Here is a 19710-nt window from a genome sequence, read left to right as displayed (position 1 = left end):
CTTTAGACGCCCTTTTGAATCACGCCGAAGAACACCATGACGGCGGTAACCGCGATCCACAGAATGGCCAGCGGAATGAAGACCTTCCAGCCCAGGCGCATGATCTGGTCATAGCGGAAGCGCGGGAAGCTGGCACGGAACCAGATGTAGGCACTGGCGAAGAAGAACACCTTGACGAACAGCCACGGCGCACCCCCCTTCCAGATCCAGTCGACCAGCGGCGAGACGTCGCCGAAGTTGACCCAGCCCTGCACCGGGCTCAGCCAGCCGCCGAGGAAGAAGATCGAGATCAGGAAGCTGATCAGGATCATGTTCGCGTATTCGGCCAGGAAGAACAGGGCGAATGCACCGCCGGAGTATTCGACCATGTGGCCGGCGACGATTTCCGATTCGCCTTCCACGACGTCGAACGGCGCGCGGTTGGTTTCAGCCACGCCCGACACCCAGTAGATGACGAACAGCGGGAACAGCGGCAGCAGGAACCAGTCGAAGAAGCCGGAGCTGCCGGCCTGCGCCATCACGATGTTGCTCAGGTTCAAGCTGCCCGACGCGATCATCACGCCGACCAAGGCGAAGCCCATGGCGATTTCGTAGCTGATCATCTGCGCCGAGGCGCGCATCGCACCCAGGAACGCATACTTCGAGTTGGACGCCCAACCGGCCAGGATGATGCCGTAGATGCCCAGCGAGGTCATCGCCAGCAGGTACAGCAGGCCGGCGTTGGCATTGGACAGCACGATCTGCGAATCGAAGGGCACCACCGACCAGGCCGCAAAGGCCGGGGCCAGGGTGATCAGCGGGGCCAGCAGGTAGATCGCCTTGTTGGCGCTGCTTGGCTGGACCACTTCCTTGAACAGCAGCTTGAAGACGTCGGCGAAGGCCTGGAAGATGCCCATGCCCACGTACATCGGGCCGTGGCGGACGTGCATCCAGCCGATCAGCTTGCGTTCCCAGACCACGTAGAAGGCCACCGAGATGATCACCGGCACGGTGATCACCAGGATCTTCAGGATGATCCAGATCAGCGCGCCGATGTCACCGAGGCCAAGCAGCCACTGGTGCAGCGGGTCGACCGCGTTCAACAGCAATTCGTTCATGCAGCCACCACCGTTACGCGAGCGGCACCCAGCGGCGCGGTCGCGCCGTGGCCCGATTCAATCCAGACCGAACCCGCAGCGACGCGGGCGTCGACCACCACCGGCAGGGTGGCCTTGCCGGCATCGGTGCCGACCTTGGCCATCTGCCCTTCCTGCAGCTGCAGGCGAGCGGCATCTTCAGCGTTCAGCACGATGCGCGGGGCGTTGTTGAGCGGATGCGACTGCAACGCCGGGGCGCGACGGACCACCGCATCGGTGCGGTAGATCGCGGCGGTCGAAGCCACTTCCAGGCCTTCGCCGGCAACCGCCGGCTGTGCCGAGGCGGCAACGGTGACCGACACCGGGGCCAGGCTGGCGCGCAGGCCGGCCAGGTCGGTGAAGTCGAAACCGGCCACAGCCAGGTCGCCGCCCAGGGCGCGCAGCACGCGCCAGCCTTCACGGGCCTCGCCCGGCAGCTTGCCGCCGGCACGGGCCGACTGCTCGCGACCATCGAGGTTGGTCAGGGTGGCGTCGATTTCCGGCAGCGCGCCGATCGGCAGGATCACGTCGGCGACGTCGCGGGTCGAAGCACAGGCGAACTGGCTGAAGGCCACCACCTGGGCACCGGCCAGCGCCTTGCGCGCGGCGGGAGCGTCGGCGAAGTCCAGGCCCGGCTCCAGGCCGTACACCACGTAGGCCTGGCGCGGCTGCGCCAGCATCGCGGCGACGTCCTTGCCGGCCGGCAGCACGCCGGCGCGGGTCAGGCCAACGGCGTTGGCGCCCTGCGGGATGCGGCACAGCTTGGCACCGGTGGCGGCAGCGAAGTCACGCGCGGCAGCGCGGATCGCGGCAGCCTGCGGGTGGTTTTCGGCAATGCCACCGACGATCAGCACGGTGTTGTTGCCGCCCTGCACCGCCGAACGCAGCTCGGCGTTGGCCAGCGCGTCGACGAACTTCGACGGCGCGACGATCTGCTTGCCGGCGATGCTGAAGGCGAAGTCGAAGTCCACCGGGTTGACGACGTGGATCTTCGCGCCGTTGGTGGTCTGCGCCTTGCGCAGGCGGGCGTGCAGCAGCGGCAGTTCGTGGCGGATGTTGCTGCCCAGAACGACGATGCGGTCAGCGCCCTCGATCTCAGCCAGCGGCAGGCCGAACACTTCGGCGGTTGCAGCGTCGGAGAAATCGCGGTTGTTGATGCGGTGGTCGATGTTGCTCGAGCCCAGGCCCTTGGCCAGGCGGGCCAGCAGCGCGCCTTCCTCGTTCGAGGTCGACGGGTGCACCAGCACGCCCAGGTTGTCGCCCTGGTTGGCCTTGAGGATCTCGGCGGCCGCGGCCAGGCCTTCGGCCCAGCTCACTTCCTTCCACTCGCCATTGACCTTGCGCAGCGGCTTGACCGCACGGTCTTCGCTGTACAGGCCCTGGTGCGAGTAGCGGTCACGGTCGGACAGCCAGCACTCGTTCACGGCTTCGTTGTCGCGCGGCACGGTGCGCAGCACTTCGCCGCGACGCACGTGCAGGAACAGGTTCGAACCCATCGCGTCGTGGTAGCCCAGCGATTCGCGCGCGGTCAGTTCCCACGGGCGGGCGCGGAACTGGAACACCTTGTTGGTCAGCGCGCCGACCGGGCAGACGTCGACGACGTTGCCGGACAGCTCGGTGGTCAGCGGCTTGCCGTCGAAGGTACCGATCTGCAGGTTCTCACCGCGGTACATGCCACCCAGTTCATAGGTACCGGCAACGTCGGCGGTGAAGCGGACGCAGCGGGTGCACTGGATGCAACGGGTCATCTCGGTGGCGACCAGAGGGCCCATATCCTCGTCCGGCACCACGCGCTTGCGCTCGTTGAAGCGGCTGACCGAACGGCCATAGCCCAGCGACACGTCCTGCAGCTCGCACTCGCCGCCCTGATCGCAGATCGGGCAGTCCAGCGGGTGGTTGATGAGCAGGAACTCCATGACCGAGCGCTGGAACTTCAGTGCCTTCTCGCTGCGGGTGGCGACCTTCATGCCATCCATCACCGGGGTGGCGCAGGCCGGCGCCGGCTTCGGCGACTTCTCCACGTCCACCAGGCACATGCGGCAGTTGGCGGCGATCGGCAGCTTCTCGTGGTAGCAGAAGCGCGGAATCGAAATGCCGGCCTTGTCGGCCGCCTGGATGATCATCGAGCCCTTGGGCACGACCAGCGACTTGCCATCGATCTCGATGGTGACGTGATCGGGTGGGACGCTCGGATTTACGGGTTGCGCGCTCATGCGGCGGCTGCCTCCACCTTCTTGCCGTCAACCATCGAATGACCGTTGACGATGTAGTACTCGAACTCGTCCCAGAACTGGCGCAGGAAGCCCTGGATGGGCCATGCAGCCGCTTCGCCGAACGCACAGATGGTGTGGCCTTCGATCTGGCCGGCCACCGCCTTCAGCTGGTGCAGGTCTTCCATCGTGGCCTTGCCGGCGACGATGCGCTCCAGCACGCGGTGCATCCAGCCGGTACCTTCACGGCACGGGGTGCACTGGCCGCACGATTCCTTGTGGAAGAACTGGCTGATGCGGCAGGCGAACTTGACGCAGCAGACGCTGTCGTCGAGCACCACGATCGCACCCGAACCCAGGCCGGAGCCCAGCGCACGGATGGTGTCGTAGTCCATCGGCAGATCCTTCAGCTCGGCCGCGGTCAGCACCGGCATCGACACGCCGCCCGGGATCGCGCCCTTCAGCGTGCGGCCCGGACGCAGGCCACCGGCCATTTCCAGCAGGTCGTGGAATTTGGTGCCGAGCGGCACTTCGAAGTTGCCGCCGTTCTGCACGCAGCCGGACACCGAGAAGCACTTCGGACCGCCGTTGGCGGTCAGGCTCAGGCCCTTGAACCACTCCGGACCGTTGCGGATGATCGCCGGCACCGAACCGTAGGTTTCGGTGTTGTTGATCGTCGACGGCTTGCCGTACAGGCCGAAGTTGGCCGGGAACGGCGGCTTGTAGCGCGGCTGGCCCTTCTTGCCTTCCAGCGATTCCATCAGGGCGGTTTCTTCGCCGCAGATGTACGCGCCGGCGCCCAGCGCACCGTAGATGTCGATGTCCACGCCCGAGCCCATCACGTTCTTGCCCAGCCAGCCATTTGCATAGGCGTCGGCCAGGGCCTGCTCGAAGTGCTCGAACGGCTCGTGATGGAACTCACCGCGCAGGTAGTTGTAACCCACTGTCGAACCGGTGGCGTAGCAGGCGATCGCCATGCCTTCCACCACCGAATGCGGGTTGTAGCGCAGGATGTCGCGGTCCTTGCAGGTGCCCGGCTCGGATTCGTCCGAGTTGCAGAGGATGTACTTCTGCATGTTGCCCTTGGGCATGAAGGACCACTTCAGGCCGGTCGGGAAGCCCGCGCCACCGCGGCCGCGCAGGCCCGAGGCCTTGACCATCTCGATGACCTGCTCCGGCGGGATCTTCTCTTCGAGGATCTTGCGCAGGGCGGCGTAGCCACCGGTCTTCAGGTAGCTTTCGTACGACCACGGGGTGTCGTAATGCAGGGTGGTGTAGACCACCTGGTGCGGCAGCGGCGCGGGGCCGACCGGACCCTTGGATTCGTGGTGATGTGCCATGCCCTTACTCCAGCCCGTCCAGCAGCTCGTCGACCTTTTCCAGGGTCAGACGCTCATGGTAGTGACCGTTGATGACCATCATCGGCGCGCCACCGCAGCCGGCCAGGCACTCTTCCTCGCGCTTGAGGTAGACGCGGCCGTCCGGGGTCGATTCACCGTGCTTGATGCCCAGCTTCTTCTCGCAATGGCGGACGATGTCCTCGGCGCCATTGAGCCAGCAGCTGATGTTGGTGCAGATGGCCACGTTGTTGCGGCCCACCTTCTCGGTCTCGAACATCGAGTAGAAGCTGGCGACCTCGTAGGCCCACACCGGCGGCAGATCAAGGTACTTGGCCACGCCGGCGATCAGTTCGTCGGTCAGCCAGCCCTCGTTCTGCTCCTGGGCCGCATGCAGGCCCTGCAGCACGGCAGAGCGCTTGCGGTCCGGCGGGAACTTGGACAGCCAGTGATCGATGTGAGCGCGGGTCTTGTCGCTCAGCACCACCATCGGGTCGACGTCGCGCGCCGCCTCGAAATTACCTGTCGCCTTCATCGGCCGACCTCAGCGAAATGCATAACGTGAAATTCCAGAAACTGCGGCGCCGGCTTGCGCCGGCTGCCTGCAGCGGGCGTTGGCGTGGCGGACGGCATTACCGGTCAACCTCGCCGAACACCAGGTCGTAGGTACCGATCATCGCCACCACGTCGGCCAGCATGTGGCCGCGCACGATCGAATCGATCGAGGACAGGTGGGCGAAGCCCGGTGCGCGCAGGTGCACGCGGAAGGGCTTGTTGGCGCCATCGGAGACCAGGTAGCAGCCGAACTCGCCCTTGGGCGCTTCCACTGCCGCGTAGGTTTCGCCGGCCGGCACGCAATAGCCTTCGCTGAACAGCTTGAAGTGGTGGATCAGCGCTTCCATGTCGTCCTTCATGTCCTCGCGCTTGGGCGGAGCGACCTTGAAGTTCTTGACCATGACCGGGCCGGGGTTGGCCTTCAGCCACGCCACGCACTGCTTGATGATGCGGTTGGACTCGCGCATTTCGGCAACGCGGACCAGGTAGCGGTCGTAGCAGTCGCCTTCCTTGCCCAGCGGGATGTCGAAATCGACGGCATCGTACTTGGCGTACGGACGCTTCTTGCGCAGGTCCCAGGCGATGCCCGAGCCGCGCAGCATCACGCCGGTCATGCCCCACTGGTGGGCCAGTTCCGGAGTGACCACGCCGATGCCGACGGTACGCTGCTTCCAGATACGGTTGTCGGTCAGCAGGGTTTCGTATTCGTCGATGCGCTTGGGGAACTCGACGGTGAAGTTCTCCAGGAAGTCCAGCAGCGAGCCTTCGCGCGAAGCATTGAGCTGCTTCAGCGCCTTGCCCTTGTGCCAGCGCGATTCCTTGTACTTCGGCATGTGGTCCGGCAGGTCGCGGTAGACACCGCCCGGACGGTAGTACGCCGCGTGCATGCGCGCGCCGGAGACCGCTTCGTAGCAGTCCATCAGCTCTTCGCGCTCGCGGAAGGCGTACAGCATCACCGCCATCGCACCCAGGTCGAGCGCGTTGGAACCCAGCCACATCAGGTGGTTGAGGATGCGGGTGATTTCGTCGTACATGGTGCGGATGTACTGCGCACGCTCCGGCGCCTCGATGCCCATCAGGGTCTCGATCGCGCGCACGTAGGCGTGCTCGTTGCACATCATCGACACGTAGTCCAGGCGATCCATGTAGCCGATCGACTGGTTGAACGGCTTGGACTCGGCCAGCTTCTCGGTACCACGGTGCAGCAGACCCACGTGCGGGTCGGCGCGCATGATGGTCTCGCCGTCCATTTCCAGGATCAGGCGCAGCACACCGTGAGCGGCCGGATGCTGCGGGCCGAAGTTCATGGTGTAGTTGCGGATTTCCTGCCGGCTTTCGGCGGCGTTGCTGGCGAATGCTTCGCCGGCCTGGTGTACGTGGCTCACTTCACTGCCTCCTGCGCGCGCTCACCTTCTGCGGTCTGCAGACGGGCGTCGTCGCGGATCACGCGCGGCACGCCGACGCGCGGCTCCACCGAGGTGACCGGTTCGTAGATCACGCGCTTCTTTTCTTCGTCGTAGCGGACTTCGACATTGCCGATCAGCGGGAAGTCCTTGCGGAACGGATGGCCGACGAAACCGTAGTCGGTCAGGATCCGGCGCAGGTCCGGGTGGCCTTCGAAGATCACGCCGTACAGGTCGAACGCTTCGCGCTCGAACCAGTTCAGGCCCGGCCAGATGCCGGTCAGCGAGGACACCACCGGCAGTGCTTCGTCAGGGGCGAAGCAGCGCAGGTGCATCATCAGGTTGTGCTGGTACGAACGCAGCTGGGCGACCACGGCGAAACGCTGGGTCGGCATGTGCTGCGGGCGGGCACCGTCGGCACCGTTTTCCTCGGTGGGGAACTCGCCCCACGCGAAACGGCCCTGGGCCTTGCCTTCGACGCCACGGCTGAAGCCCTGCGAGGACACGTCGGCGGTGTCCCATTCGTCGGAGCCATAACCGAGGTAGTCGACGCCGCAGAGATCCACGGCCTGCTCGAAACCAAACTCGTCACGCAGCGCCAGGGCGGTGGCGTGCCACTCGGCGGCAGGCACTTCCAGCGTCACTTCGCCGCGGGGTTCGACCACGATGACCTTCGCACCTGCGAAACGTGCGGAGAGTCGGTCGATGAAGGATGCTTGCTCTGCCATGGGGGCTTGGCGCGCTCTTGTCAGGTGAAGGGGTCAGCGGGCGATGGTCTGTGTACGCCAGATCTTCTTCTGCAGCTGCAGGATCCCGTACACCAGCGCCTCGGCGGTCGGCGGGCAGCCCGGGACGTAGACGTCCACCGGCACCACGCGATCACAGCCGCGCACGACAGAATAGGAGTAGTGGTAATAGCCACCGCCGTTGGCGCAGCTACCCATCGAGATGACCCACTTCGGGTCCGGCATCTGGTCGTAGACCTTGCGCAGCGCCGGGGCCATCTTGTTGACCAGGGTACCGGCCACGATCATCACGTCGGACTGACGCGGCGACGGGCGGAACACCACGCCGTAGCGGTCAAGGTCCAGGCGCGCGGCGCCGGCGTGCATCATCTCGACCGCGCAGCAGGCCAGGCCGAAGGTCATCGGCCACATCGAGCCGGTGCGCGCCCAGTTCAGCAGTGCGTCGACGCTGGTGGTGACGAAGCCCTTTTCCAGCAGCGGGTTGTCGCCTTCCGGCCGCAGGATGTCATCAACCCGGCCTTCCGGCGACGGGTTGTTCATGAGGCCATCGAGAGTCTGAATCACTCCCATTCCAGCGCTCCCTTCTTCCAGACGTAAATGAAACCGAGGAACAGCATGCCGACGAACAGGCCCATGGTGATGAGCGAACGGGCGCCCAGTTCCATGAAGACCTGGGTCCACGGCACGATGAAGATGATTTCCAGGTCGAAGACGATGAACTGGATCGCGATCAGGTAGTAGCGCACGTCGAACTTCATGCGCGCGTCTTCGAAGGCCTCGAAGCCGCACTCGTACGGCGACAGCTTTTCCAGATCGGGGCGGCGGGGACCGAGGAATCGACCAACCAGCATCAGCGTAATGCCGATACCGGTGGCAACGATCAGAAACAGCAGAGACGGCAAATATTCGGCCAGCACAGCGATTCTCTCTTGCCTCTGCCGCTGCGCCTGCAGGCGCTTTGGCATGGGGGAGTGGACGGGAATCTGCCTGGCGCCTTGCGCGCCAGACGAACCCGCTTTACTTACAAATGGTGCCCAAGAGGGGACTCGAACCCCTACGACTTGCGTCGCTACCACCTCAAGGTAGTGCGTCTACCAATTCCGCCACCTGGGCAAACGATCACATCAGACTATGTTCCCGATGCGCCGCGTATTGTAACCGGCTTCAGTCTTTCTGGGAGCCTTCCGAAGGCTTTTCTTCACCAGAAACCGAAGATTCCGCCTTAGCCGGCACATTCGCAGCCGGAACCGGGGCGGCCGGGACCGCATCGGCCTTCGGAACGGCCGGCAGTTCGCCCGCCGGAGCCGCCGGAGCGGTCGCCGCCGGGGCGGACATCAGACCCAGATCCTGGTCGGCCGCCGGGCGGGTGCCGTGACCGGCATACCAGGCCATGAAGAGGCTGATGCCAAAGAACACGACAGCCAGCCACTTGGTCGACTTGGACAGGAAGTTCGAGGCACCGCGCGCACCGAACACCGTACCCGAGGCACCGGCGCCAAAGCCCGAACCCGCCGCCGCACCCGAGCCACGCTGCATCAGGATCAGCGCGATCATGGCCACAGCGACCAGCACGTAGACGACATTGAGGATCAACATCAGCATTGGAAACCGCCCTCGGACAATACTTCTAGGATTAGTTCGCGGCCGCCGCCCGTGCGATGGCCAGGAAGTCCGCGGCCACCAGGGAGGCGCCGCCGACCAGCCCACCATCGACATCCGGCTGCGCGAACAGTTCCCCGGCATTGTCGGGCTTCACGCTACCGCCGTAAACAATGGGCAGTGAATCAGCGATTCTAGCATCGATACGCGCGACTTCGCCACGGATGAACGCGTGCACCTGCTGCGCCTGCTCCTTGCTGGCGGTACGGCCGGTGCCGATGGCCCAGACCGGCTCGTAGGCAACCACGGCCTTGGCGAAACCGGCCGCGCCGACCAGCTCCAGCACCGGCGCCAGCTGGCTGGCGATGACCGTTTCGGTCTGCCCGGCCTCGCGCTGCTCCAGGGTCTCGCCCACGCACAGCACCGGCACCAGGCCGGCATGCTGGGCGGCGGCGAACTTGCGCGCGACCAGCTCGCTGCTTTCATGGTGGTACTGGCGGCGCTCGGAGTGGCCGACCAGGCCATAGCGGGCCCCGACCTCGACCAGCATGGCCGCGCAGACCTCGCCGGTATAGGCGCCCTTCTCGTTGCTGCTCACGTCCTGCGCGCCGAAGGCCAGGCCGGTCTCGCCGAAGTCCTCGACCAGCTCGCCCAGGTACGGCAGCGGCGGCAGGATCACCACGTCCACCCCCTCCAGCGGCAGCCCGGCGGCCACCTGCCCCAGCAGTTCATTGGCGAATTGACGGCTGCCATGCAGCTTCCAGTTTCCGGCGACGATCTTGCGGCGCATGAGCGGGTGGCTCCTGTGTGAAGTCAGCCGGTCATGATACCCGCTACGGCAAAAATCCGTTTCCGTGTAAGCGGTTACATGGATTTTCAGCCAACGGCGCAGCCCCTCGTGGCGGGGCGGGGGTGGTTGGTCGCAGAGAGCCCGGTCGGATTTGGGGGACTGGCCGGGTGGGTGGCGATGGCGGGGGACGCCGTAAACCCCCAGGCCGGCCCAGCCGCTGGCGGCTGTGCGTTCGGACGCTTGCGAAGCAGTGCTTCGCAAGCAAAGCGCCCTCACCCCTGGGGGCTTGGCCGCGGCATCCATGCCGCGGACTGATCAGACACCCCGCCATTCCCACCCGCCCGGCCTCTGACACATTCCGGCGGTTCCGCCCGCCACGGAAAAAAAAAGAAAATCAAAAGCAAAAGCGGCATTGCGGGTAGCTGCCGGGGTCAGATCCCTTTTCCTGCGGAAAAGGGATCTGACCCCTACCCCACACGCATGGGGTGGATCTACCGTGTCGACCAAGGTCGACACCTACCGGAAATCCCGATTTACCCCCCGCCACCGGGAAACTGTCGAAGGCGGGGAGGTGTCGGATGGCGGGGTGTCCGCGGCATGGATGCCGCGGCCAAGCCCCCAGGGACGGGTTCACGGCGTCCCCGCCATCCGACACCTCCCCGCCTCCCTACGGGACACCCCAGAGCCGCTTTGGCTTTGGCTTTGGCTTCGGCCTCTGCGGGTGCAGGGCGCAGCCCTGCAAGGGAAAAGGCCGCCTTTCGGCGGCCTTCACTTCTTATTACTTCAGCTTGATCTCGCGCAGGCGTTCCTCGAGGAAGCCGTGGGCGGTGATCGCCTCCGGGTACCGGCTCGGGTTCTCCGCGGTGATGCACGAGGGCAGCACGTCGATCAGGAAGTCCGGGTTCGGGTGCAGGAAGAACGGCACCGAGTAGCGCGGCTGGCGCGCCAGGTCACCCGGGGGGTTGACCACGCGGTGGATGGTCGACGGATACACGTGGTTGGTCAGGCGCTGCAGCATGTCGCCGATGTTGACCACGATGGTGTCCGCGTCCGAGGTGAACGGCACCCATTCGCCCTCGTGCGACTGCACTTCCAGGCCCGCGGCACTGGCGCCGACCAGCAGGGTGATGAAGTTGATGTCGCCGTGGGCACCGGCACGCACGTTCGGAATGTCGTCGGTGGTGATCGGCGGGTAGTGGATCGGGCGCAGGATCGAGTTGCCGAAGTTGGTCTTGTCGGCGAAGAAGTCCTCCGGCAGGCCGATGTGCAGGGCCAGCGCGGACAGTACGCGCGACCCCAGGTTGTCCAGCGCCTGATACAGGCCGTAACCGCGCTCACGGAAACCTTCGACCTCGGTCGGCCACAGGTTCGGCGCCATCACGTCCCGGTACTTGGAATCGTCGGCGATTTCACGACCGATGTGCCAGAACTCCTTCAGGTCGAAATGCTTGGAGCCCTTGGCGGTCTCCACGCCGAACGGGGTATAGCCGCGGGCGCCGCCGCTGCCGGCCACGTGGTACTTGCGCTTGACCTCTTCCGGCAGGGCGAAGAAGGCCTTGAAGGCATCGTAGGCCGCGTCGATGTCGGCCTGCGGGATGCCGTGGTTGCGGATGCCCGCGAATCCCCATTGGCGGTAGGCCGCGCCCAGCTCGGCCACGAAGGCCTCGCGGTCGCTGTCGAAACGGGTGATGTCGAGGGTGGGGATCTGGCTCACAGCGGTTCCTGGCTTGTCGTTGGGTCTGAGGGGGCCAACGCATTCATGGCCCGCCTGAACATTGTGACAGATCGCCCGGGGGACGCCACTCGATACAAGGAAACAAACCGATACAATGCGCGACCCGCGCGCGGAGTAACGCTTCCGTCACGTTGGCCCCGCCCCTCTCCCGCACCCCCTGAACCTGCCCCGCCATGCCCGCAGCTGCCCCTGCCGCCCCCGCCATTGAAGGTTCTGCCCGGCGCTGGTGCCGGCTGGCCTGGTGGTCGCTGTTCATCGCCGGCAATGCGGTATTGGCCGCGGCGATCGCGCTGGGCAATGTACCGCTGCGTGACAATCCGGGCGGCGGCGCCGGCCTGGCCTATCTGGCGGTCGCCCTGCCCGGCCACCTGCTCGCATTCGGTGCGCTGGCCGGCCTGCTGCCGTTGCTGCTGGGCCTGTGGCCGCGCAGTGCGCGTACGCTGAGCATCAGCGCGGTCGTGCTGCAGGGCCTGTGGCTGTGCCTGCTGCTGGTCGACGCCAAGGTCTTCACCCTGTACCGCTTCCACCTCAATGCCATGGTCGTGAACATGGTGTTCGGCGGCGCCCTGCAGGACCAGGTTGCCCTGTCCTGGAAGACCTGGCTGCAGGTCGGCCTGCTGGTTGCCGCAGTGTTCACCGCCGAGGGCCTGCTGGCCTGGGCGTGCTGGAAACTGCTGCCGGCCGCGCCGCGCCGTCGACGGGTGCTGCAGGCCTGGGCGCTGGTCGCGCTGCTGATGGGCGGCGGCCAGGTCGCCACGGCCTACTACGACGCCCGCGGCGACCGCGATGTGATCGCGCAGTGGAACTACCTGCCGTGGGCACAGCCGATCACGGCCAAGAGCTTCATGCGGCGCCTGGGCGTGGTCAGCCAGCAGCATGCCGGCCTGCCCGACCCGCGCCATGCGCAGCTGCTGTACCCGCTGCATCCGCTGCGCTGCCAGAGCCCACATCGCCCCAATGTACTGATGGTGGTACTGGAGTCGCTGCGCCACGATGTGCTGACACCGCAGCTGATGCCCAACGCGTCGGCGCTGGCGCAGGATGCGCGCGTGTTCGACCACCATTTCAGCACCGGCAATGCCACCCGCTACGGCCTGTTCGGGCTGCTCTACGGCCTGCCCGGCGGCTATTGGCCAAGCATGCTTGACGAGCAGCGTGGCTCGCAGCTGTTCCAGATGCTGGGCCAGCAGGGCTACGACCTGCACCTGTACGGCAGCGCGCCGATGTACAGCCCGGAATTCGACCGCACCGTGTTCGCCGATGTGCGCGACCAGCTGCACCAGGGGCCGTCGGCACTGAAGTCCGACGGCCGCGACCGCGCGATCATCAGTGCACTGCAGCAGGACATCCGCGCCAGCCAGGCCGCGCAGCGCCCGTGGTTCGGCTTCGTGTTCCTCGACTCCACCCATGCGCCCTACCACATGCCCGACGGCTACCCGCCGGTGGCGACGCCGATGGCCGCGGACATCGACTTCCTCAAGTTCGGCCCGGAGCATGATCCGACGCCGGAACTCAACCGCTACCGCACCGCCGTGCACTATGCCGACAGCCTGATCGGCACGCTGCTCGACGACCTGCGTGCACAGGGCCTGGCCGAGGACACCATCGTGCTGGTCACCGGTGACCATGCCGAAGAGTTCAACGACCTCAAGCTGAATTACTGGGGCCACAACGGCAACTTCTCCGACTACCAGCTGCAGGTCCCGTTCGTGCTGCATTGGCCGGGCAAGGCCGCTGGCCACGACGCACGCACCAGCTCGCACGAAGACTGGGTGCCGACGCTGATGCGCCACGCACTGGGCTGCGAGAACGCGCTGGGCGATTACAGCACCGGCCAGGACCTGCTGGCCGAGCCGCAGGGCCAGCGCGCCCTGGTGGTCGAAAGCTGGTCGCAGCGTGCGATACGCCATGGCGACGCCATCTACGTGTTCGACAAATTCGGCAACGCCACCGCCCTGGACCTGCACTACCGCCCGCTGCCGCAGCAGGCGCCGGACGCAGCCGCCGTACGCACTGCATGGGAAGCGCTGACCCGCTTCCGCAACCGCTGACCCTCAAGGATCGATCCCGCATGAACCGTCCGCTGCGCATCCTGCACACCGAAGCCGCCAAGGGAATGGGCGGGCAGGAGATCTACATCTTCCGCCACATGCAGGTGATGCGCGCGCGTGGCCACGAGGTGGCGCTGCTGTGCCAGCCCGAGGCGCGACTGGCCCAGCTTGCACGCGATGATGGCTTCACCGTGCACACCCTGCGCATGGGCGGCCTGCCGCGCCTGCTGCGCGGCATCTGGTCGGTCTCGCGACTGGTGCGCCGCGAGCGCTATGACGTGGTCAACACCACCAGCCGCCGTGATGCGCTGATCGCCGCGGCCGGTGCACGCCTCGGCGGCACACCGCTGGTGGTGCGCTCGCGCCACCTGATGAGCCCGGTCAACTCACTGCTGACCTATACCGGCCTGCCGCACCGGATCATCACTGTCAGCGACTTCGTCAAGCAGCTGCTGGTCGACCGTGGCATCGCCGCAGAGCGCATCGGCATCGTGCCGCCGATGGCGACGCCGCCACGCTGGGACAGTGCCGAGCAGGGCGATCCCTGGACAAGACTGCAGGACACCCGTGCACAGGTGCGTGCCGAACTCGGTTTCGCCGAGCGCGACATCGTGGTCGGCTGCGTGGCCGTGCTGCGCGAAGCCAAGGGCCATGCCGAACTGCTGCATGCCATTGCACCCTTGTGCAGGGCCAACCCCGATCTTCACCTGTGCGTGATAGGCGACGGTGAGCCGGTGATGGGCCGCCTGCAGGCCCTGCGCAGCGAACTCGGCCTGGAGCAGCAGGTGCATCTGCTCGGCTTCCGCAGCGACGCCCACCGGCTGATGGCCGGTTTCGACGTCTTCGCCCTGGCCACACACAAGGAGGCTTCGGGCACGGTGTTCCTCGAAGCCGCGCAGGCAGCGCTGCCGATCGTCTCGCACCGCGTCGGCGGCGTGCCTGAAATGCTGGTGGAAGGTAGCAATGCCATCCTCACCCGGCTGGGCGATGACGCCGCCCTCACCGGCGCATTGCGCCTGCTGGTGGACGATCCGGAACGTCGGCGGCAGATGGGCCGTGCCGGTTGGGACTGGATCCGCAGCACTGCGCGATTCAGCGCGGCCGGCCATGGCGAGGCCACCGAAAATTATTACCTCCAATGGTTGAAGGAGCTGGGTCATGGCTAATGCCAGAACCGTACCGGTGCTGATGCACCACCATGTCAGCAACTCGCCGGGCATGATCACCGTATCCCCGGAGAACTTCGAGAGCCAGATCGCCTGGCTGGCACGTACCGGCTGGACATCGCTGACGCTGGATCAGTACGCCGACTTCCTTGCCGGCAAGCCGGTACCGCGCAAGTCGATCGTGATCACCTTCGATGATGGCTACCTGGACAACTGGGTCTACGCCCACCCGATCCTGCAGAAGTACGGCATGCATGCGGTGGTGTTCGTGGTCACCGGCTGGATGCACGAAGGCCCGGTGCGCCCGCACGCCGGCATCGAAGGCGCCGAGCTGCCGGTTACGCCGGAGCACCGTGCCTGCGAAGACCTGATCTACAAGCAGGGCCGCAGCGACGAAGTGATGATGCGCTGGAGCGAAGCGCGCGCGGCGATCGAAGCGGGCACGTTCGAGGTCCACTGCCATACCCACAGCCACACCCGCTGGCTGAAGCGTGACGACCTGGATCGTGCACAGCGCCGCGAAGGCATCAGCGGTGACCTGGCGATGGCCAGGCAGACGCTGCTGGAGAAGCTCGGCGAAGTCTCCGACACGCTGTGCTGGCCCTATGGCGACTTCGACGATGACTACATCGAAGTGGCGCGCGAACAGGGCTTCCGCTACCTGCATACCACCCATCCGTTCGGCCGCAACGTGGTGGGTGGAGATCCGGAGCGCATCTACCGTTTCGCGATCCGCAACCGCCCGGCCAGCTGGCTGCGCAAACGCATCGCCTGGAGCTACAACCCGCTGATCGCGCCAATCTTCAACGGCTTCAAGGCCCGGCAGAAGAAGATGGTGCCGGGCCCGTAAACGGCGCAGAGGCGCCCATCCCTGTGATCGGCAGCACCCGATTCTTGAATGGATTCGAAGGAACAGTGAAGGCAATGAACGTACTGGTGACCGGCGGCGCTGGCTATATCGGCTCGCATGCCTGCGTCGAGCTGCTGCAGCAGGGACACGACGTCGTCATCGTGGACTCGCTGTGCAACAGCGACGCCAGCGTCGTCGAGCGTATCGGACGGATCACCGGCACGGCACCGGTGTTCGTGCAGGCTGACATCCGTGATCGACTGCGCATGGCCGCCCTGATGCAGCAGCATGCGATCGATGCCGTGCTGCACTTCGCGGCGCTCAAATCCGTGGGCGAATCGCAGACGGTGCCCCTGCAGTACTTCGACAGCAACATCAGCGGCACGATCGCCCTGCTCGGTGCGATGCAGGATGCGGGGGTGACGCTGCTGGTCTTCAGCTCCTCCGCCACCGTGTACGGCAACCAGGAGCATTGCCCGGTGGCCGAGTCCGCTTCAACCTGTGCAATGACGCCCTACGGCCGTACCAAGCTGGTGGTGGAGCAACTGCTCGCGGACCTGGTCGCGACGGGCCAGGACCTGCACGTGGCGACGCTGCGCTACTTCAATCCGGTCGGCGCACATGACACGGCATTGATCGGTGAGCTGCCGCACGGCACGCCGAGCAACCTGATGCCCTACATCGCGCAGGTCGCTGCTGGCCTGCTGCCGGAAGTCCAGGTCTTCGGTGATGACTATCCGACCCATGACGGCACCGGCGTACGCGACTACATCCATGTGCAGGATGTGGCCAACGCCCACGTGCTGGCCCTGCAGTTCCTGCGCGACCAGCGGCGCAGCATCACGCTCAACCTCGGCACCGGCCAGGGCCACAGCGTGCTGGAACTGATCCAGGCCTTCGAGCAGGTCACCGGGATCCGGATTCCGTTCCGCATCGTCCCGCGACGCAATGGCGACATCGCGGTCAGCTTCGCCGACGCCTCGCTGGCGCTGCGCGAGCTGGGCTGGAAGGCCCGTCACACGCTGGCCGACATGTGTCGTGACGCCTGGAAGTGGCAGCGGGAAATGCCGGCCCAAGCGCCACCGACACGCCCGTGAACGAACGACTGCACCTGCCTGCGCCGTGACGCAGGCAGGTTCTTTCAGTCAGAAGAATCGCCCGTAGACGACCTGCACGATCTCACCGTTCCCGGTATTGATCAGCAGCGCGTCCGGCCCATAGCGCACCCATTCAAAGCCCATCGGTGGCATGTCCAGGCCGAACAGCCAGAAGTCGTTGAGGATGTAGTCTCCGACCCAGTAGGGGCGCGGCAGGATCTGACCGTAATGCCAACGCTGGTAGGCGTAGCCGACCGGCGGATGGTACGGGCCGATTCGGAAGGCATGGTCGGCACGGAAATTGTGCCGGTAGTCATCGCGGAACACCGGTCGTGCATTGCCCAGCTCACGTGGCCGCTCCATTCGCGGATAGCCCCACGGCGCGCGCAGGGGCTCCTCGCGTGGGGCAGTCATATGCGGCCCGCCTTCGGGGCGACGTTCGGCACTGGCAATGGAGACACCGCCCAGCAGCGGCAGCACCAGCAGCGCACCTGCCAGCAGGCGGCGGCTGTAGCGCAGTGAGGTGTTCATGGTCATGGTCCTTGCAACGAAGGAAGAAGGATGGAGCGTGGTCCGCTCCGACCGGGCCCCCGCCTGCGCATCGCGTGCGTCGATGCGGGGATCCTGATGCCGGGGATACGCCGCGCATCGTTCAGAGCGCGTCACAAAGCGCACAGCCGCAGCTGAACGTGATCGCAGGTCGCAATCGGTTCAGTCAGTGGTGCGGGAAAGCGACATGGCCGCAGAAGCGGCCATGTCGGGGTGCCAGATTGTACCGTCGCCAGCCTCAGGCGGCGGCGTCGCGCACCGCAGCGGACAGGCGGTCCAGCGTATCCTGCATCAGCGTTGCGTCATCGGCCTCGACCGTGACCCGCACCACCGGCTCGGTACCGGACGGGCGCAGGAATGCACGACCACGGCCAGCCACCGATTGCTGCGCGACGGCCAGCGCGGCCTGCACGCTGTCGGCCTGCACCGTGGCCTTGGCAGAGACATTGCCCAGCCGCACGTTGACCGTCTTCTGCGGCACCCGCACCAGCCCCTTCAGCGCCTGGCGCAGGGTCTGCCCGCTGTTGCGCAACGCCACCAGTACCTGCAGCGCGCTGACGATGCCGTCACCGGTGGTGGCCCGGTCCAGGCACAGCAGGTGGCCGGAGGCTTCGCCGCCGAGCACGCCGCCGCCTTCCATCAGCGCCTGGTGCACGTAGCGATCGCCGACATTGCTGCGCACGAACGGAATCTGCAGGTCGGCGAATGCCTTCTCCACACCGTAGTTGCTCATCAGCGTGCCGACCACCGGGCCGCGCAGGCGGCCTTCGGCCTTCCAGGCGCGTGCCAGGATGTACAGCAGGTCATCGCCGTCGACCGGATTGCCCTGGTCGTCGGCCATCAGCACGCGGTCACCATCGCCATCGAAGGCGATGCCGAGATCGGCACGGGTTTCGCGGACCTTGGCCGCCAGGTTGTCGATATGGGTGGAACCCACGCCGGCGTTGATGTTGACGCCGTTGGGCTCGGCACCAATGCCGATCACCTCGGCGCCCAGTTCGCGGAACAGCAGCGGTGCGATCTGGTAGGTGGCACCGTGCGCGCAATCCAGCACCAGGCGTACGCCACGCAGGTCGAACGCGCGCGGCACGCTGGCCTTGCAGAACTCGATGTAGCGGCCGACCGCCTCGCGCGCACGCGACGCCTTGCCAAGCTTCTCCGATTCAGCGGTGGTGAACGGAACGTCCAGCGCCGCTTCCAGGGCCAGCTCGGTGGCATCGTCGAGCTTCTCGCCCTGGGCGGAGAAGAACTTGATGCCGTTGTCGTAGTGCGGGTTGTGCGAAGCACTGATGACGATGCCGGCATCCACGCCCAGCGTGCGGGTCAGGAACGCCACCGCCGGGGTCGGCATCGGCCCCAGCAGCTGCACGTCGGCACCGGCGGCGACCAGGCCGGCTTCCAGTGCCGCTTCGAACATGTAGCCGGAAATGCGGGTGTCCTTGCCGATCACCACGATCGGCCGGCGCCCGTCCTGGCCGCGCTGGGCGACCAGGACACGGCCCAGGGCATTGCCCAGGCGCAGCACGAAGTCGGCCGAGATCACGCCCTGGCCGACCCGCCCACGGATGCCATCAGTACCGAAGTACTTGCGGCCTCCCATCAAGCCACCTCCGGCGCCGGCTGACGGCCCAGCATTGCCAGCAGATCGGACAGGCGGTCGCGCATTTCGCGGCGGTCGCAGATCTGGTCGATGGCACCATGCTCCAGCAGGAACTCCGAGCGCTGGAAGCCTTCCGGCAGCTTCTCGCGCACGGTCTGCTCGATCACGCGCGGGCCGGCGAAGCCGATCAGCGCCTGCGGCTCGGCGATGTTGATGTCGCCCAGCATCGCGAACGAGGCCGACACGCCGCCGGTGGTCGGATGGGTCAGCACCGAGATGTACGGCAGGCCGGCTTCACGCAGCTTGCCCAGCGCAGCCGAGGTCTTGGCCATCTGCATCAGCGAGAACAGGCCTTCCTGCATGCGCGCGCCACCGCTCTGCGAGAAGCACACGTAGGGCGCACCGATCTCGACCGCGGTCTCCGCGGCCAGTGCGAAACGCTCGCCGACCACCGAGCCCATCGAGCCGCCCATGAAGGCGAAGTCGAACGACGAAGCCACCAGCGCACGGCCCTTGAGCAGGCCGCGCATGGCGATCAGCGCGTCGTACTCGCCGGTATTCTTCTGCGCGATCTTGATGCGCTCGCTGTACTTCTTCTGGTCCTTGAACTTGAGCAGGTCGGTCGGGCCCAGGCGCGCACCGATCTCGGTGGTGCTGTCGGCATCGAACAGGGCAGCCAGGCGCGCACGCGCACGGATCGCCATGTGATGGCCGCACTTCGGGCAGACTTCCAGGTTCTCTTCCAGTTCCGGACGGTACAACGCGCTGCCGCAGTTGCTGCACTTTTCCCACAGGCCCTCGGGGACACTGCGCTTCTTGCTGGGGGTGTTGTCGGTGCGGATGCCGGACGGCATCAACTTGCTGAGCCAACTCATGCGGGAGGACACTTCCGTTCAGGGCGGCCCAG

Annotated in this window: 18 protein-coding genes and 1 tRNA gene; 4 read left to right on the top strand and 15 right to left on the bottom strand. The window is 66.0% G+C overall.

All coding sequences use genetic code 11. The features are described 5' to 3' along the window. Window positions 1-2: 2 nt before the first annotated feature. The 12 genes from nuoH to ACXI0D_RS21165 form a co-directional block, all read right to left on the bottom strand. Window positions 3-1097: an NADH-quinone oxidoreductase subunit NuoH gene (gene nuoH, locus ACXI0D_RS21220; protein WP_006458641.1), complete on the bottom strand. Its 1095-nt coding sequence runs from the start codon at window positions 1095-1097 to the stop codon at window positions 3-5. Next, window positions 1094-3328, bottom strand: a complete 2235-nt coding sequence (nuoG, locus tag ACXI0D_RS21215; RefSeq protein ID WP_197588386.1) for an NADH-quinone oxidoreductase subunit NuoG — start codon at window positions 3326-3328, stop codon at window positions 1094-1096. Before nuoG ends, nuoH begins: the two co-directional genes overlap by 4 nt. Further along, window positions 3325-4665: an NADH-quinone oxidoreductase subunit NuoF gene (nuoF, locus tag ACXI0D_RS21210; protein ID WP_005410459.1), complete on the bottom strand. Its 1341-nt coding sequence runs from the start codon at window positions 4663-4665 to the stop codon at window positions 3325-3327. Before nuoF ends, nuoG begins: the two co-directional genes overlap by 4 nt. Before the next feature lie 4 nt (window positions 4666-4669). Continuing rightward, window positions 4670-5197 (bottom strand): NADH-quinone oxidoreductase subunit NuoE, encoded by a 528-nt coding sequence (gene nuoE, locus ACXI0D_RS21205; RefSeq protein WP_006381132.1) that lies wholly within the window; start codon window positions 5195-5197, stop codon window positions 4670-4672. A 97-nt stretch (window positions 5198-5294) separates the two neighbouring features. Beyond that, on the bottom strand, window positions 5295-6602 hold the full coding sequence (locus ACXI0D_RS21200; RefSeq protein WP_006458796.1) for an NADH-quinone oxidoreductase subunit D: 1308 nt from the start codon (window positions 6600-6602) through the stop codon (window positions 5295-5297). Further along, window positions 6599-7348, bottom strand: coding sequence for an NADH-quinone oxidoreductase subunit C (locus tag ACXI0D_RS21195; RefSeq protein WP_005410462.1), 750 nt, complete (start codon window positions 7346-7348; stop codon window positions 6599-6601). Before ACXI0D_RS21195 ends, ACXI0D_RS21200 begins: the two co-directional genes overlap by 4 nt. 33 nt (window positions 7349-7381) lie before the next feature. After that, window positions 7382-7936 (bottom strand): NuoB/complex I 20 kDa subunit family protein, encoded by a 555-nt coding sequence (locus ACXI0D_RS21190; protein WP_005417936.1) that lies wholly within the window; start codon window positions 7934-7936, stop codon window positions 7382-7384. Next, window positions 7927-8283, bottom strand: a complete 357-nt coding sequence (locus ACXI0D_RS21185) for an NADH-quinone oxidoreductase subunit A (protein ID WP_008265012.1) — start codon at window positions 8281-8283, stop codon at window positions 7927-7929. The genes ACXI0D_RS21190 and ACXI0D_RS21185 overlap by 10 nt, the downstream gene beginning before the upstream one ends. A gap of 111 nt (window positions 8284-8394) precedes the next feature. After that, window positions 8395-8479, bottom strand: a tRNA-Leu gene (locus ACXI0D_RS21180). Between the two features lie 51 nt (window positions 8480-8530). Further along, complete coding sequence (secG, locus tag ACXI0D_RS21175; protein ID WP_014037951.1) at window positions 8531-8968, bottom strand: preprotein translocase subunit SecG; 438 nt, start codon at window positions 8966-8968, stop codon at window positions 8531-8533. Window positions 8969-8999: 31 nt separating this feature from the next. Further along, complete coding sequence (gene tpiA, locus ACXI0D_RS21170; protein WP_014037952.1) at window positions 9000-9755, bottom strand: triose-phosphate isomerase; 756 nt, start codon at window positions 9753-9755, stop codon at window positions 9000-9002. 778 nt (window positions 9756-10533) lie between these two features. After that, entirely contained in the window at window positions 10534-11469 is a 936-nt protein-coding gene (locus tag ACXI0D_RS21165; protein WP_014037953.1) for an isopenicillin N synthase family dioxygenase, read from the bottom strand. Between the two features lie 194 nt (window positions 11470-11663). Here ACXI0D_RS21165 and ACXI0D_RS21160 point away from each other — a divergent pair, with 194 nt between their 5' ends. The 4 genes from ACXI0D_RS21160 to galE all read left to right on the top strand — a co-directional run bounded on the left by ACXI0D_RS21160 (window position 11664) and on the right by galE (window position 16654). Beyond that, window positions 11664-13541 carry a sulfatase-like hydrolase/transferase gene (locus ACXI0D_RS21160; protein WP_479643127.1) on the top strand — a complete coding sequence of 626 codons (1878 nt, stop codon included), beginning with the start codon at window positions 11664-11666 and terminating at the stop codon, window positions 13539-13541. A 20-nt stretch (window positions 13542-13561) separates the two neighbouring features. Then, the gene (locus ACXI0D_RS21155) at window positions 13562-14707 is read left to right on the top strand and encodes a glycosyltransferase family 4 protein (RefSeq protein WP_458220474.1); all 1146 of its coding nucleotides are present in this window, start codon (window positions 13562-13564) and stop codon (window positions 14705-14707) included. Next, the gene (locus ACXI0D_RS21150; protein WP_014037956.1) at window positions 14700-15557 is read left to right on the top strand and encodes a polysaccharide deacetylase family protein; all 858 of its coding nucleotides are present in this window, start codon (window positions 14700-14702) and stop codon (window positions 15555-15557) included. Before ACXI0D_RS21155 ends, ACXI0D_RS21150 begins: the two co-directional genes overlap by 8 nt. A gap of 74 nt (window positions 15558-15631) precedes the next feature. Then, complete coding sequence (gene galE / locus ACXI0D_RS21145; RefSeq protein ID WP_479643126.1) at window positions 15632-16654, top strand: UDP-glucose 4-epimerase GalE; 1023 nt, start codon at window positions 15632-15634, stop codon at window positions 16652-16654. 48 nt (window positions 16655-16702) lie between these two features. Here galE and ACXI0D_RS21140 read toward each other — a convergent pair whose 3' ends face one another. The 3 genes from ACXI0D_RS21140 to accD form a co-directional block, all read right to left on the bottom strand. Next, window positions 16703-17185 (bottom strand): RcnB family protein, encoded by a 483-nt coding sequence (locus ACXI0D_RS21140; protein ID WP_479643125.1) that lies wholly within the window; start codon window positions 17183-17185, stop codon window positions 16703-16705. A gap of 256 nt (window positions 17186-17441) precedes the next feature. After that, the gene (gene glmM / locus ACXI0D_RS21135) at window positions 17442-18803 is read right to left on the bottom strand and encodes a phosphoglucosamine mutase (protein ID WP_049445557.1); all 1362 of its coding nucleotides are present in this window, start codon (window positions 18801-18803) and stop codon (window positions 17442-17444) included. Continuing rightward, window positions 18803-19678 carry an acetyl-CoA carboxylase, carboxyltransferase subunit beta gene (gene accD / locus ACXI0D_RS21130; RefSeq protein ID WP_005410473.1) on the bottom strand — a complete coding sequence of 292 codons (876 nt, stop codon included), beginning with the start codon at window positions 19676-19678 and terminating at the stop codon, window positions 18803-18805. Before accD ends, glmM begins: the two co-directional genes overlap by 1 nt. Between the last annotated feature and the right edge of the window lie 32 nt (window positions 19679-19710).

This window comes from Stenotrophomonas sp. C9D9 (genome assembly GCF_056491205.1).
The sequence above is the reverse complement of the archived record's forward strand: the minus strand, read 5'-3'. Positions and strand labels throughout refer to the sequence as shown.